Below are 14981 nucleotides of genomic sequence, written 5' to 3'. Positions count from 1 at the left end.
TAAAAAGAGGGTCAAAAAATAGAACGGACAAAGGCTGTGGTGTAGATACCGCAGCCTTTTACATATCATCTTTTTCTTGATTTTCGTTCCGCTCTTTCCCATGCACGTAAATGCGGGTATGGATCAAAGGACCATTCAGTGTACCCATTGTCCTTATACATTCCATAATGGAGATGGGGAGGGAATTTCCCTGCTGTTCCCGGAGGACCATATCCAGAACTACCCACTGAGCCAATGATAGTTCCCGGCTCAACCACTTGCCCGATTGCAATATCCTTTGCAAATCCGTTTAAGTGTGCAAAGTAGTGGTACGTATTATTGACATCACGGATTCCGATTCGCCACCCGCCAAATCGGTTCCAACCCTTCATTTCAATTACACCATATGAAGTTGCACGAACCGGAGTACCATAGCTAGCAAAAATATCCGTGCCCTCATGCATTCTTCGGCCCCCCCAGCCACGGGCATCTCCCCAAGTATTTTTGTAGCTGTGATTATAGCCTAGCGGCACCGGAAAGGCATGTTTATCAAGATCCAGGGTTCCATAAGTTGAGTAGATTTTTGCAATTCCCATAACAAGGGAAACGGATTTATCGCGTTTGTAATAGTTCCATAAGCCGATTTTAAAATTATCAGGGTCTGTTCCGTACGCTAAAATCTGTTCTGACATTGTGAATAAGATATCCTCGTCATTTGTCTGATCAGCAACACCATCTCCATTGCCATCGAGACCAATACCTCCAAAAAGCTGAATACTATAAGGGTTTGTATCATTTAAATTTGGATTTAAAGCACCGACCCATACCTCGGGCTTTATGTAAATTCCAATTAATCCAGTTTCCTTTGGGATATCCTTTCGGGCACGACGAATACTTCTTTCATATTGATCAATTGCCGCGTAATAGTACCAAGGAATCTGAGTTACCGTTTCCATTTTAGCATATAGATTCATTCGCTCCTGCAAGTCATTTTGCTGAGTTTCTGCTGCACTCGTCGATAACGGGAATCCGGTGAAAAATAAACAAATAACAATGGCTATTCCAAGTTTTTTATTCACGTACGAAAATCTCCTTCCTAAAAATGTAAACAACATCTATATTCACTAAAAAGTCGATAAATTGCTATCCATAAAGTTCTCTTCCTTGTTAGTTTGTTAAATCATTTTATTTTCATAATAACTAATTGTTGGAAGCACTTTAAAAACGCAATTATGCTAATCCCTTGGATTCTTAGTTACTTTAGGAGTATAATAGGGATAGCCTTTGCAATGGAGTGATAAAGTATGTCTAACAAAGAGGAATATCTTAGAAAGCCCGAATGGCTAAAAATAAAACTTAATACGAACGAAAGCTACACAGGCTTAAAGAAAATGATGAGAGAAAAGCAATTACATACCGTTTGTGAGGAAGCAAAATGTCCTAATATACATGAATGTTGGGCTGTTCGAAAGACAGCAACATTTATGATTCTTGGTGATACGTGTACGCGTGCGTGCCGTTTTTGTGCGGTTAAGACAGGACTTCCAAATGAATTAGATTGGGCAGAACCAGAGCGTATAGCTGATTCTGTTGCTACAATGGGATTAAAGCATGTCGTTATTACAATGGTTGCACGTGATGATTTAAAAGACGGAGGGGCAGCGGTATTTGCCGAGACCGTCCGTGCAATTCGCAGAAAGAGTCCATTTACTTCTGTTGAGGTATTACCATCTGACTTAGGTGGGGTATACGAAAACTTAAAAACGCTAATGGATGCAAAGCCTGATATACTAAACCATAATATCGAAACGGTTCGCCGTTTATCTGACCGAGTTCGTGCGAGAGCAAAATATGAGCGTTCACTCGAATTCTTACGTCGCGGAAAAGAAATGTATCCAGATATCCCAACAAAATCCAGTATTATGATTGGGCTAGGTGAAACGAAGGAAGAAATCATTGAGACAATGGATGACCTTCGTGCAAATAACGTGGATATCATGACAATTGGTCAATACCTACAACCAACTAAGAAGCATTTAAAAGTTCAAAAATACTGGCATCCAGACGAGTTTGCTGAATTAAAGGAGATTGCATTAAGTAAAGGCTTCAGCCATTGTGAAGCCGGTCCGCTTGTACGTTCTTCTTACCATGCAGACGAGCAAGTAAATGCGGCAAAAGCAAATCAGCAACTTAAGGAAGCATAAAAAAGGGGGAGTACCCCCTTTTTTTAATGTCTTTTTGTTAAGAAGGACATTCCGCGTAAGATTCCATGTGTGAAAGTCCCTCATCAAGGCTATGAAGGACATTCCGCGTAAGATTCCATGTGTGAAAGTCCCTCATCAAGGCTATGAAGGACATTCCGCGTAAGATTCCATGTGTGAAAGTCCCTCATCAAGGCTATGAAGGACAATTCGATCAAGATTTCAGTAGGGAAAGTCCTTCATCAAGGCTATGAAGGACAATCCGGGCAAGATTTCAATAGGGAATGTCCTTCATCAAGGCTATGAGAGACATTCCGCCCATGATTTCATGTGGTAAAGTCCTTCATCTAGGCAATGAAGGACAATCCGATCAAGAATCAGTTGTAAATGTCCTTCATCAATTTATTGAGTTCCTTTTCTCAATAAATCTTTTCCTTGTTCACGTTTTTGTTGTATTCCAGTATCGCGTTGATTTTCTCCATCATTGCCGGTACTTGGGTTTTTGAGGAAATCCTGATTTTCCCTAGCTTTTCGTTCATATTCAGGGTTTAATCCGCCTTCCATTTCCCCATTTTCATTTTCTCCATCACTTACCTTATAACCTTGCGGAGATTTAATCATTTGCTGGATGGTTGATGTAATGATTTGGTCGACATTTCGGCTGTCCGAATCAAGTGTGCCGAAACGCTCAATTTGTTTCATCATATCTGGATCATCCGAAACATAGACATGGAAAAACCTTGGAACCACTGAAAGAGCAGCACGTTTAACTTGGTCAGCCGTTAAATTACGATCCTTAGAATCGGTCTTATAGGCAACAAGGACCTCTTCGTCTGTAACAAGTGTCCCAACATCGTTGACATTTGGAATAGTTGTGCAGATTTTGCTAATCAAATCTGCCACTTTTTCCCGATCCATCGCTGGAAGATTACTGTATACATTTGCTCTTCCGGGTACTGGATTCTTTTGGTGACGAACATAGCCAAAGTTCGTCATTTCCTTGCCATTGTTCTTAACGCCATTTGCATTATAAAGCTCATTCTGGTCAATGCGATTTATTGTATTTCCACTTTCATGATAAACTCCTGCATGATTGTCGTCAGATGCACCACAGCCTGTTAAGGCCGTTAAGGCGATTAATCCTGAAATGATTGTGTATTTCTTCAAATTTGACACCCCCTCAGTTGTAGGTTGACCATTTCAGCAAAAAATTCGCATAGTAATTGATGGGTGGATTGGCTATAATGGAAATATAGTAAGGGGTACGAGGTGAATAAAATGATTACCATTAATAACAGTACATATGAGCTTGTCGACGAGCAAAAAGATGGATATAATGAAGAAGCCTTTCGGGCAAGATATAGTGACATCCTTGCGAAATATGATTATATTGTCGGAGACTGGGGATATGAACAGCTTCGTTTAAAAGGATTTTTTGATGATAAAAATCAAAAAGCATCCTTTGATACTAAAATCAGTACCCTTTCCGAGTATTTATACGAGTATTGTAATTTCGGTTGTGCCTATTTTGTTCTAAAAAAGGTTAAAAATAAAGTACAGGCGTAAGTGATCGCCTGTACTTTTTACGTGCACTAATAAATTTAGTCATCTTCATCATGGGTATGGTGAGCACCTGGGAATTGCCGTGGTAAGTCTTCATGCAGGGACTTAAATTCATAATTATACGGTGTATAATATTCCTGCCCCTTTTTCCATGGTGTGCTCTTATTCTGGACAGGTGTTTCCTCCCCACGAGGCGCACCCGCAGGGCCCTCAGGAAATTCCTCAAAGGTTAAGTCCTTCATAGACTCCACCGTTGAAAAATCGGTATACTTTATTTCTTTTTTATCTTTTTTGGCCACCTGTAAAACACCTCACTTCTTACTCATAGTGTTTTCGCAGAATTACACAAATATGTCAGACAATTTCATACAGAAATGAACGTAACTCCTCGGCTTCTTCCTCTGATAGTTGATAGGCATGTTCAATATAACCGGGCTCATCAAGATCGTCTCTGCCGATAATGGCAAACCGATTACTCAAAATATTTAAGACAACAAGCTTTCCATAATAACGGTCAGATTTTAGGATTGCTAAATCATATCGCTGGTTTTCACCCATAAAGCTTACAAATCGTGTTTGTGTGTCAATCGTATCATCATATAAGAAAAAACGTTCAGACATAATGGATTCTCCTTTAATAAACAGTTGGTTTACATTATCATAACAAAGGTAAACCAAATAGAAAACGTATTATTAAGTAATGGTTCCATGAATGATTACGAACTTTATGGTAAAATAATATGTGGAATTAAAGTGAAAGTGTAATGATTATAAATAGAAGGTGATACTGTGTATTTTGTTGACCGAGAAAAGATTGAGAAGACCCTTCTTTTTTACGAAGAAAATTTGGCCTTACTAGAAGTGGAAAAAAATTGGACAAGCACGCTTGAAAAGAAAGCATTAGAGCGCATTTCACAACTTTTAATTGAATCGATATTAGATGTAGGCAATTCAATGATTGATGGCTTTATTATGCGTGACCCAGGGAGCTATGAGGATATCATTGATATTCTTGAAGACGAGAAAGTGGTTTCCACACAAGCTGCAAATGACCTAAAGGAAATCATTCGTTTCCGTAAAGTAATTGTTCAAGATTATCTTGAAATCAACCATGAGGAATTAATGTTGAGCTTTCAAAAAAATAAAGAAAGTCTAAAAAGCTTTCCGGCAGCTGTTAGATCCTATCTTGAAAACGAACTAGGACCTGTTTCTGCGTTTAAAAATTAATAAAATACGTGTTCAAAAAGGAGGATGAAGAGGACCAAGAATTTCAAGGCGGTGCAGCTTTGAGTACCGGAGCGTATGCAGTTAATACGTGAGGAACGGAAAAGCAAGCCAACACAGAAATTCGATGCGTCATATTCACCGCACTTTTTGAACATCATCTAAAAGGTGATTGAACTAGTGAAAACATATAAAGGATATTTAATTGACCTTGATGGCACAATGTATCTTGGTACTGAGCGCATTAATGATGCATGTGATTTCGTAAATGCCCTAAATGAAAAACAAATCCCATATTTATTTGTTACAAATAATTCTTCAAGAACACCGGCACAGGTAGCAGCAAAGCTTCGCGATTTCGATATTGCGTGTACGGAAGATCAAGTGTTCACAACAAGCCAAGCAACAGCAAATTATATGTATGACCTAAATAAGGGTGACACTGTTTATGTGATTGGGGAAGAAGGGATTCGCCAAGCATTACACGAAAAAGGCTTTACCATTCGAGAAGAAAATCCAGATTTTGTTGTGGTTGGAATTGACCGCTCTGTTTCTTATGAAAAATTTGCACTAGCATGTCTAGCTGTCCGAAACGGCGCAACGTTTATTTCAACAAATGGTGATATTTCAATTCCAACTGAAAGAGGGTTTTTACCAGGAAATGGATCGCTCACTTCAGTTGTAACTGTTTCAACTACCGTTCAACCGATTTTTATCGGAAAGCCAGAAAAAGTGATCATGGAACAAGCCCAAAAGAAATTAGGTATTGCAAAAGAAGATACAATCATGGTCGGTGATTATTATGACACAGATATCATGGCCGGAATGAACGCAGGTATTGATACACTTCTTGTTCATACAGGTGTAACCACGGCTGAGCTTTTAAAAGGGTATGACCGTCAGCCAACCTATGCAATTAACAGCTTAAAAGAATGGATGGAACGAATATAAAAAAACGCTCATTAGCGTTTTTTTTATATGGACAAAATAATCCCGACTATAGAACAAATCCCACCAATCAAATATAAAAGTATTGACGTTTTAAGGCGTCGCGTCCAACGATTTACCAGTGCTCTTTGTAGAACTTGACCGTCATGATTTTTAAATTCTTTTTGCATTGGAAAAGTAATGAAGGTTGCAATTACAAAAAAGAAAAGGCCCATAACTTTTAAAAATAAGTCCATCGTACTTACACACCTCTGACGGAATAGTTTGTAAATTAAGTATATCATTTTTAACCAATTAAAAAAGGACCAATTCACATATGATTTGGTCCTTTCGTCATTTAATTCGTGTTTGCTGCCCTATGCGCTAATCGGCTTGATGCTGCTGCTGCGATTGCTCCGACAATATCATCTAAAAACGTGTGGCATTCGCCAGTTGATTTGTCGTTTAAACGCTCCAAGATACCTGGTTTTTTCTTATCAATATATCCGTAATTCGTAAAGCCGATTGATCCGTACACGTTTACAATTGAAAACGCAAGGATTTCATCAACGCCGTAAAGTCCTTCATCTACCTTAATGGTTGATAGTAATGGCTCTTCGAGTAAGCCTTTTTCGGCGAGTTTATCCAATTGAATCCCGGTTAATACCGCATTTTGAATCTCGCGTTTTGTGAGAACGCGGTCAACATTGTGCACACAATCCTCCATTTTCAGGTCTGGGTGGTATTTGCTTTGTAAAAAGTAGACTAACTCCGCAATATCCTGAATTGTAACGCCTCTTTCCTCTAACCATTTTCGGGCTGTTCGTTCAATCTCGTTCATTTTATTTTCTTCGCTCATCTCGTTCACCCAATTTCTTATAATTTCAAAATAATTTTGCTAATATTTTCTAGTTTACCACAAGTAATTGCGTTTTGTTTCATATAGATGTTTATATAGACAAATTCGTATTACATAGTATGTGTGTGAGGTGATGATTTATGAAAGAAATACTATTTGAACAATACAAATTAAAGGTGGAGCGATCAGTCAAGGCATTTGGCTATGATGCAATCATCTATCGAAATATAGTATATTGTATTGTGCCGATACCAAATTTGGAACAAGTAGAACTGTATGAAATAAAACATCTTAGTGATTATATGATTCAAAAAGGGGATATTCGTGTAGGCTCAATTTTACCTACCTCAGACGGAAAATTAAGTACAACACTTAATGATGTAGAGGTTGTTTTAATTAGATGTCCTGTTTATCGTCATCGGATTACTAACACTTTAGGTTATGAATTAGCCCGATTTCATAAACGTGGCAGAAGTTTCCCATATCAGGTTAACAAGGTGAATCGAATTGGCCAATGGAAATTTCTTTGGGAAAAAAGACTGGATCAATTGGAGTTATTCTGGAAGGAAAAAGTTAAGCAGCATCCAGACAACCGTTTTGAAACATTATTCGTTGAAGCTTTTCCATATTATATGGGGGTAACGGAAAATGCGATTCAATACCTCGTTGATACGGAAATGGATGAAAAACCTTCCGCAATTGATTCAGCTACCATTTGCCACCATCGGTTTACAGAGTTGTCTTGGGATAATGCGTCATTTACAAAGCTTCCAATAGAATGGGTGTTTGATCATTATACAAGAGATTTAGCTGAATTTATCCGTGATCAATATGCGAGTGGGGAAAAGGGGCAAAATGGGCAAATCGTACACTTTTTGAAGGAATATGAGCGGTTGAGTCCACTTTCACCATTTTCCTGGAGACTATTATACGCACGATTATTGTTTCCTCTTCATTTTTTCGAATGTATTGAGGGATATTATATGACGGGCTCGGAGCACAAAAAAGAACAACAATTAAAAAGGCTAGAAGTAATGTTGAACCATTCCAGTGATCATGAACACTTTTTGGCTACCTTTTTATCAAGCGTAGGGGTGGATGAAAAAAGACTAACAATTCCGAACATCGGTTGGCTTAAAAAATGAAAAAATATGGTACTATATAAATAACGGGGGACACCTTCGCAATGAGGGTGTTCTTTCTTTTTTATCAAAACAAGAATTTTTAAAAAATATATCCTTTTATATCAGTAGGTTAAGCGTTTTCAGGTAAATCTTTTGAAAAAAAACACTTGTAAAAATACAGTATCACTACTATAATGTCCTTTATAGGAAGACAATTGTATTTCTAGGAAATACAGAGGAGGCGGCTAATAATGAAAAGTATTTCAGTAGGATTATTAGGATTAGGTACGGTTGGAAGTGGCGTTGTTACGATTTTAAAAAATCATCAAGATAAATTAATGCACCAAGTTGGTTGTCCAATAGAAGTAAAGAAGGTATTAGTTCAAGACGTACATAAACATCGCTCAGTAGATATTGATCCTTCATATTTGACTACAAATGCGAATGAGGTTATTGAAGACCCAGAAATTGATGTGGTTATTGAGGTAATGGGTGGAGTAGAGGATACAAGACAATTAGTGCTTCAATCGCTACGTAATAAAAAGCATGTTGTAACAGCTAATAAGGACTTAATGGCATTATATGGCCCAGAGCTATTAAACGTTGCTAGTGAAAATGGGTGCGACTTGTTTTATGAGGCAAGTGTAGCTGGCGGGATTCCAATCCTTCGCGGATTAGTTGACGGCTTTGCGTCAGACCGGATCATTAAGATGATGGGAATCGTGAACGGAACTACGAACTTTATTTTAACAAAAATGAGCAAGTTCGGCAGCCCATATGAAGAAGTGTTAAAAGAAGCACAGGAGCTTGGATATGCAGAAGCAGACCCAACTTCAGATGTTGAAGGTCTAGATGCGGCGAGAAAGATGGCCATCCTGGCTTCATTAGGGTATTCCATGAATATTGATCTTAAAGACGTTCGCGTACAAGGAATTTCTTCCGTAACAAGTGATGATATCGAATATAGTAAACGACTAGGCTATGTGCTTAAATTAATCGGCACTGCTCATCGAAAGGAAGAAAAAGTTGAGGTAAGTGTTCAACCAACACTGCTTCCAGAAGCACATCCACTTGCTGGAGTAAATGACGAATATAATGCAGTATATGTGTATGGAGAAGCAGTCGGAGAAACAATGTTCTATGGACCGGGAGCAGGCAGCTTACCAACTGCAACATCAATTGTCTCAGATTTAGTGGCTGTTATGAAAAATATGAGACTTGGTGTTAACGGCCTAAGTGCGGTATCTCCTCAATATGAGAAAAAATTAAAAGATGACTCAGAGATTTTCTCAAAATATTTCTTACGTATTCATGTTAAGGATCAAGTTGGAGCATTTGCAAAAATTACATCCCTCTTCTCTGAACGAGGTGTAAGCTTTGAGAAGATTCTTCAGTTACCGTTAAAGAATAAAGATTTAGCTGAAATTGTAGTTGTTACTCATCAAGCATCATTACGTGACTACGAGGAAATTTTAGTTCAACTTAGAGATTTACAAATAATCCAAGAAGTGAAAAGCTCTTACCGAGTTGAAGGGGGAAACCAAGGATGAGATGGCAAGGACTGTTACAACAATTTCGTGAATATTTACCAGTAAATACAAATACTCCAATGCTTTCATTAAACGAAGGAAATACACCATTAATTCCGCTTCATTCCATTTCAGACGATCTTGGTGTTGAATTATATGTAAAAGTAGAAGGGGCTAATCCGACTGGTTCTTTTAAGGATCGTGGAATGGTTATGGCGGTTGCAAAAGCAATTGAAGAAGGCAGTGACACAATTATTTGTGCATCTACTGGAAATACTTCCGCAGCAGCAGCTGCCTATGCAGCACGTGCTGGCCTTCGCTGTATCGTCGTCATTCCTGAAGGGAAAATTGCAATGGGTAAATTAGCGCAAGCTGTAATGTATGGTGCAGAAATTATTTCAATTGAAGGAAATTTCGATCATGCCTTACAGATGGTTCGTAATATTAGTGAAACTGCACCTATTACTCTTGTAAACTCCGTAAATCCATATCGAATTGAAGGGCAAAAAACAGCAGCGTTTGAAATCTGTGTGCAGCTTGACGGAGCTCCAGATGTACTAGCGATTCCGGTCGGCAATGCTGGGAATATTACAGCATACTGGAAAGGGTTTAAAGAGTATCATGAACGTCATAAAACTGGCCTACCTGAGATGCGTGGATTTGAAGCAGAAGGTGCAGCAGCGATTGTTAAAAATAAGGTAATTGAAGATCCTGAGACAGTTGCAACTGCCATTCGAATCGGAAACCCTGCAAGCTGGGATAAAGCTGTTGTTGCTGCAAGTGAATCAAATGGTAAAATTGACGAAGTATCGGATGCTGAAATCCTAGAAGCATATCAATTATTAGCACGGAAAGAAGGCGTGTTTGCAGAACCGGGTTCATGTGCATCTATTGCTGGTGTGATCAAGCAGGTTCGAAGTGGTGAAATTAAAAAAGGCAGCCGGGTTGTTGCAGTCCTAACAGGAAATGGTTTAAAGGACCCAAATATCGCCATTGAAGCAACTTCACTCAAGCCTGTTGTATTGCCTAACGATGAGAAGGCTGTTTATGATCATATTAGAGGAGCCGTTTTGCATGAGGTCTGATCAAGCCTTTCAAATCAAAGTACCAGCAAGTACAGCAAATCTCGGACCTGGATTTGATTCTTTAGGATTGGCAGTCAATCGGTATTTAACGCTTCAGGTCGAACCAAGCAATCAGTGGGAGTTTGTTCTTCAATCTAAGGAAATTGAGGATACTCCAACAGATAAAGAAAATTTTATCTATCAAATCGCAGAAAAGGTGGCCCACATTTACTCATGTGAGCTACCTCCCGTTAAAGTTTATGTTCACAGTAATATTCCGTTAGCAAGAGGTCTTGGGAGCAGTGCAGCAGCCATTATTGCTGCAATTGAGCTAGTAAATGAGCTTTGTAATCTTCAATTATCGAATCAGCAAAAGCTAGAATTAGCCTGTGATTTTGAGGGACATCCCGATAATGTAGGGGCATCGTTATATGGGGGCTTAGTCATTGGCAGTCACCGTGGAAGTGAGGACACCGATCTCATTCATGTCAATGATGTAGCCTTCGATATGGTGGTTGTGATACCTCCTTATGAATTAAAAACAAAGGATGCTCGTAGCGTGCTGCCAACAGAATTAACCTATCAAGATGCTGTCAAAGCAAGTTCCATAAGCAACGTGATGGTAGCAGCTTTTTTAACAAAGAACCTTGAGATGATGGGGAAAATGATGGAACTTGATCTATTCCATCAGCCATATCGCGCAAAGCTCATCCCGGAGTTTGACAGCATTCATCGGTTTGCAAAGAGAGCTGGAGCATTTGGAGTAGCCATTAGTGGGGCAGGACCGACAGTGATTTGCTTTACTGAAAGTGGACGAGGCAAACAGCTAAAAGCAGACCTCTCCCTCGTATTTGAGGGCTATCAGGTTGAAGAAGTCTCGATTGAGAAAAACGGCAGTGTATTAACTACACTTTCATTACATGACTAAAAGAAGCGAAACCGATTTAGGGTTTCGCTTTTTCAAGTTCAATACTCGCCACTCTATCGGAAATACTGCCGCTAAACCAAAAATACTGCCACTAGCAATTTTAGGCATAAAAAAATGCCTCAATAATTTGAGGCATTCCATTATCATTTATTAAAAAACTTGTTCAACTTCGACTACACCTGGAACTTCTTCTAATAACGCACGTTCAATTCCAGCTTTTAATGTGATTGTAGAGCTTGGGCAGCTTCCACAAGCACCTAATAAACGAAGCTTTACAATACCGTCTTCTACATCAACTAAATCACAGTCTCCGCCATCACGAAGTAAAAATGGACGAAGTTTATCTAATACTTCTTGTACTTGCTCTTTAATATCCATTACGCTTGACTCCTTTCCTCATACCTTTATAATTATTATAATCTGTTTACCGGAAAAAATCTATTAAAACGAAGAGAAGCATTTTTTCCAATTTCTAATTACATATGTGTATTGAGAAAAATCTGTGATGTATTCATTATTGCTCTTAGTGTCCATTTTAACAGATTTTTAGTACAATGGAAAAAGAAATGATCGTAAGTGGAAAAGGAGAGCGTGAAATGGATAAGCAAAAGGTTGAAATCTGTGTATACGGTGCTGAAGTACTCTGCCCCAGCTGTGTGAATCTTCCTTCTTCAAAGGAGACCTACGAGTGGCTGGAAGCAGCTTTGAGCAGAAAATTTCCAAACCAGCCCTTTGACATTACACATGTTGATATTTTTGATCCACCAGGGGATGAAGAGAAAAAGACATTTGCTCGACGAGTCATTGAAGAAGATATGTTTTATCCTGTCGTTGTCCTAGAAGATACCATTGTTGGAGAAGGCAGCCCAAAACTTAAAACAATTTATGCTGAAATGGAAAAATACGGATACAAAGCAGCTGAATAATGAAACGAAAAAGCACGGCAGTCATTATGACCATCCGTGCTTCTATTCATCATCCATTATGATATTTGTACATCCATAATACTCCAGATTTTAACATACGTGGGACGCGTCCTGTAAGTGGACGTTCCGCTACCATACCGAAGCCTTCTTTTTTACCTAAAGAACCAAGAACACCTTTTAGTTTGATTTTTGGAAATTCAGCTGGTGGAGCTTCACCCTTCCAACGCTTTTGAAGAACCTGAACAATTTGCTCCGCTTGGCCTTCAGCTAGCTGTGCACTTGGTGCATGTGGCAAGCTTGCGCAGTCCCCAACGACATAGACATGTTCATCATTTGGTAAATTATGTTGCGTTGTTAAAATCACTCGGCCGCCACCGTCTTTTTCAACATCCAAATCCCGTACAACCTTATTTGGTTGAATTCCAGCTGTCCAAACCACAACATCACTTTGAACAGGTTGGTCATTATTAAATAAGACGCCTTCTTCAACTCTTGTAATATTTGAATTATTAATAATTTCTACTTCGTTTTTATCAAACCAATTTTCAACATACATACTCAATTTTTCTGGGAACGCGGAAAGGATATGCTTTCCTCTGTCAAAAATCTTGATCCTTAAATCAGGTCTGCTTTCATGAATTTCACTTGCTAATTCAACCCCACTAAGCCCTGCTCCCACGATCGAAACAGTTGCGCCTGCTGGAAGATTATTAAGTCGCTGATAAGTTTCTCTCGCATTATCAATCGATTGGATGCTGTATGTGAATTCCTTCGCACCAGGCACATTGTGGTACTTGTCCTCACAGCCTAGTCCAATCACTAAATCATCATATTTAATTGATTCTTCATCTTTAATATGAACGAGCTTATCTTTCATATCAATGCCGGTAACTTCCCCAAATTTCACGTGCAAACGGGGGTGCTCTGGAAATGTAACACGTACATGTGAATCAGAAATGGTCCCTGCTGCAAGTGCGTAAAATTCTGTTTTCAAACTATGGTAAGGCGCACGGTCAAGTAAGGTGATTTGAATATCCTCAGGTAATTGATTTGGCAGTAAACGATGTAGGATTCGCATACCTCCATAACCTCCGCCAAGTATTACAAGATTTTTCATGCTGATTATCCCCTTTATGTTTCTCTCTTTAGTTGAACGTTTTCATATTTATATCCGTATCTGTAATCCTTTTCAAAGACACTAAAAGTATAGCGAATATGTGACGAAATAACAACAGCTATCGGGAAAATTGACGAATGGAAAAAAAGAGAGTACGATTGTTAGTTGAATAAGGGTTCAAAAAGGAGGATGAAAAGGACCAAGAAATTCAAGGCGGTGCTGTTTTGAGTAGCGGAACGTATGTAGTTAATACGTGAGCAACGGAAAAATAAACCAACGAAGAAATTCGATGTGTCATTTTCACCGGATTTTTTTGAACATCTTCTTGTAGTGAGGTGAATAAACCAGTGAATCCTATCATAGAATTTTGTGTTAGTAATTTGGCAAGTGGCTCTCAAAAAGCAAAGGAAATCCTCGAACAAGATCCGAATCTGGATGTGATTGAATACGGATGTCTTAGTTATTGTGGACAATGCTTTGAATCACTGTATGCTCTTGTAAATGGGGATGTAGTTACTGGTGAAACAGCTGAAGAGCTTGTTGAAAATATCTATACCTATTTAGAAGAAAATCCAATGTTCTAACTAACATTATATATACATGATTGAAAAAGCAGATCTATACTGCTTTTTCTTATTTTAGACAAAAAGAAAACCCTCCATTAAATAATGAAGAGTCTCTAAAAAAACGGGGGATAATCTCATTTTGGTCAGTAAATTATTATTTTATACTTAAAAAAAGAAAGATTTTACAATGAACGGATTATTTGTAACAAATTCTGTTTACCATTATACTAATAATAATAAATATAAATTTAAACCTTGGAAAAGAAGGAGGTTACTAACGTGACAAATCGTGTCGTTGATATTTCGGAAGCAGCTGCTTTTCAAATTAAAGATATGATGAAACAGAATGAGGAAGAAGGATCATTCCTGCGCGTTGCTGTTAAAGGTGGCGGTTGTAGTGGACTTTCTTACGGGATGGGATTTGAACAAGAAGAAAACGAAGTGGACCTGCATGATGAACAACATGGGATCAAGATCTTAATCAATAAAGAAGATGCCCCGATTTTAACTGGGGTAAGAATAGACTTCAAACAATCCCTAATGGGTGGCGGATTTACCATCGATAATCCAAACGCCATAGCATCTTGTGGTTGTGGTTCATCCTTCCGTACAGCTACCAAGGTCGGAACACCTGAAAATTGTTAGCATAAAAAGTCGGGCTTATTCGTAAGCTTGACTTTTTTTAATTATATATGGCAATTTTTAGTCGGTTAATTTGACATTTTTCTTACAAACGTTTAAAACTGTTGTTTTATAAATATTCTTAAGTATAAAAATGCCCCACAAGTACTTGAAATATCAATATAAAAGCCCTATTATAGAAGTGGATATTAAATAGTAAAGTTTTTTGACAAATGTCGTAATTTTTTATGTCCAGTCATGTTATCTTAAGTGAAAGATATCACAAACTATTTGATCAATAAAATAAGGGATTGCAGTTGAAAATAGGAGTATGATCATTTTTTACTGCAAAA

The 14981-nt window shown here is 38.3% G+C and carries 18 protein-coding genes; 11 read left to right on the top strand and 7 right to left on the bottom strand.

The window, feature by feature from the left end:
- Window positions 1–65: 65 nt before the first annotated feature.
- Window positions 66–1058, bottom strand: coding sequence for a M23 family metallopeptidase (locus LKW28_RS02350; protein ID WP_229138726.1), 993 nt, complete (start codon window positions 1056–1058; stop codon window positions 66–68).
- A gap of 225 nt (window positions 1059–1283) precedes the next feature.
- Here LKW28_RS02350 and lipA point away from each other — a divergent pair, with 225 nt between their 5' ends.
- Window positions 1284–2183, top strand: a complete 900-nt coding sequence (lipA, locus tag LKW28_RS02345; protein WP_229138725.1) for a lipoyl synthase — start codon at window positions 1284–1286, stop codon at window positions 2181–2183.
- Window positions 2184–2582: 399 nt separating this feature from the next.
- Here lipA and LKW28_RS02340 read toward each other — a convergent pair whose 3' ends face one another.
- On the bottom strand, window positions 2583–3347 hold the full coding sequence (locus LKW28_RS02340) for a YhcN/YlaJ family sporulation lipoprotein (RefSeq protein ID WP_267497847.1): 765 nt from the start codon (window positions 3345–3347) through the stop codon (window positions 2583–2585).
- 111 nt (window positions 3348–3458) lie between these two features.
- Between LKW28_RS02340 and LKW28_RS02335 the strand changes: the two genes are divergently transcribed.
- Window positions 3459–3746: a YutD family protein gene (locus LKW28_RS02335; RefSeq protein ID WP_229139040.1), complete on the top strand. Its 288-nt coding sequence runs from the start codon at window positions 3459–3461 to the stop codon at window positions 3744–3746.
- 35 nt (window positions 3747–3781) lie between these two features.
- On the opposite strand, the gene LKW28_RS02330 is transcribed toward LKW28_RS02335, so the two are convergent.
- Both LKW28_RS02330 and LKW28_RS02325 read right to left on the bottom strand, forming a co-directional pair.
- Window positions 3782–3985 (bottom strand): hypothetical protein, encoded by a 204-nt coding sequence (locus LKW28_RS02330; RefSeq protein ID WP_229139039.1) that lies wholly within the window; start codon window positions 3983–3985, stop codon window positions 3782–3784.
- A 112-nt stretch (window positions 3986–4097) separates the two neighbouring features.
- Complete coding sequence (locus LKW28_RS02325; RefSeq protein WP_229138724.1) at window positions 4098–4364, bottom strand: DUF3055 domain-containing protein; 267 nt, start codon at window positions 4362–4364, stop codon at window positions 4098–4100.
- Between the two features lie 168 nt (window positions 4365–4532).
- Between LKW28_RS02325 and hepT the strand changes: the two genes are divergently transcribed.
- Entirely contained in the window at window positions 4533–4970 is a 438-nt protein-coding gene (hepT, locus tag LKW28_RS02320) for a type VII toxin-antitoxin system HepT family RNase toxin (protein WP_229138723.1), read from the top strand.
- A 177-nt stretch (window positions 4971–5147) separates the two neighbouring features.
- Entirely contained in the window at window positions 5148–5918 is a 771-nt protein-coding gene (locus tag LKW28_RS02315; protein WP_229138722.1) for a TIGR01457 family HAD-type hydrolase, read from the top strand.
- 334 nt (window positions 5919–6252) lie between these two features.
- On the opposite strand, the gene LKW28_RS02310 is transcribed toward LKW28_RS02315, so the two are convergent.
- Window positions 6253–6753: a phosphatidylglycerophosphatase A gene (locus tag LKW28_RS02310; RefSeq protein WP_229138721.1), complete on the bottom strand. Its 501-nt coding sequence runs from the start codon at window positions 6751–6753 to the stop codon at window positions 6253–6255.
- A gap of 140 nt (window positions 6754–6893) precedes the next feature.
- Here LKW28_RS02310 and yutH point away from each other — a divergent pair, with 140 nt between their 5' ends.
- The 4 genes from yutH (at window position 6894) to thrB (ending at window position 11398) form a co-directional block, all read left to right on the top strand.
- Window positions 6894–7898: a spore coat putative kinase YutH gene (gene yutH / locus LKW28_RS02305; RefSeq protein WP_229138720.1), complete on the top strand. Its 1005-nt coding sequence runs from the start codon at window positions 6894–6896 to the stop codon at window positions 7896–7898.
- Window positions 7899–8125: 227 nt separating this feature from the next.
- Window positions 8126–9427, top strand: a complete 1302-nt coding sequence (locus tag LKW28_RS02300) for a homoserine dehydrogenase (RefSeq protein WP_324255001.1) — start codon at window positions 8126–8128, stop codon at window positions 9425–9427.
- Entirely contained in the window at window positions 9424–10491 is a 1068-nt protein-coding gene (thrC, locus tag LKW28_RS02295; RefSeq protein ID WP_229138718.1) for a threonine synthase, read from the top strand. The genes LKW28_RS02300 and thrC overlap by 4 nt, the downstream gene beginning before the upstream one ends.
- Complete coding sequence (thrB, locus tag LKW28_RS02290) at window positions 10481–11398, top strand: homoserine kinase (RefSeq protein ID WP_229138717.1); 918 nt, start codon at window positions 10481–10483, stop codon at window positions 11396–11398. The genes thrC and thrB overlap by 11 nt, the downstream gene beginning before the upstream one ends.
- Window positions 11399–11548: 150 nt before the next feature.
- Here the strand turns inward: thrB and LKW28_RS02285 are convergent, their stop codons facing one another.
- Window positions 11549–11776: a NifU family protein gene (locus LKW28_RS02285; protein WP_420708795.1), complete on the bottom strand. Its 228-nt coding sequence runs from the start codon at window positions 11774–11776 to the stop codon at window positions 11549–11551.
- A gap of 218 nt (window positions 11777–11994) precedes the next feature.
- On the opposite strand from LKW28_RS02285, the gene LKW28_RS02280 reads away from it, so the two are divergent.
- Window positions 11995–12324 (top strand): YuzD family protein, encoded by a 330-nt coding sequence (locus LKW28_RS02280; protein ID WP_229138716.1) that lies wholly within the window; start codon window positions 11995–11997, stop codon window positions 12322–12324.
- A gap of 49 nt (window positions 12325–12373) precedes the next feature.
- On the opposite strand, the gene LKW28_RS02275 is transcribed toward LKW28_RS02280, so the two are convergent.
- Window positions 12374–13441, bottom strand: coding sequence for an NAD(P)/FAD-dependent oxidoreductase (locus LKW28_RS02275; RefSeq protein WP_229138715.1), 1068 nt, complete (start codon window positions 13439–13441; stop codon window positions 12374–12376).
- Between the two features lie 347 nt (window positions 13442–13788).
- Between LKW28_RS02275 and LKW28_RS02270 the strand changes: the two genes are divergently transcribed.
- The gene (locus LKW28_RS02270) at window positions 13789–14025 is read left to right on the top strand and encodes a YuzB family protein (RefSeq protein ID WP_229138714.1); all 237 of its coding nucleotides are present in this window, start codon (window positions 13789–13791) and stop codon (window positions 14023–14025) included.
- Window positions 14026–14286: 261 nt separating this feature from the next.
- A complete protein-coding gene (locus LKW28_RS02265) occupies window positions 14287–14652 on the top strand; it encodes an iron-sulfur cluster assembly accessory protein (protein ID WP_324254998.1) in 366 nt (121 codons plus the stop codon).
- The last annotated feature ends 329 nt before the right edge of the window (window positions 14653–14981 follow it).

This window comes from Bacillus sp. REN16, from assembly GCF_020731355.1.
Taxonomy (GTDB): Bacteria; Bacillota; Bacilli; order Bacillales; family Bacillaceae_L; genus Ferdinandcohnia.
This window is presented reverse-complemented; position numbering and strand designations above follow the sequence as displayed.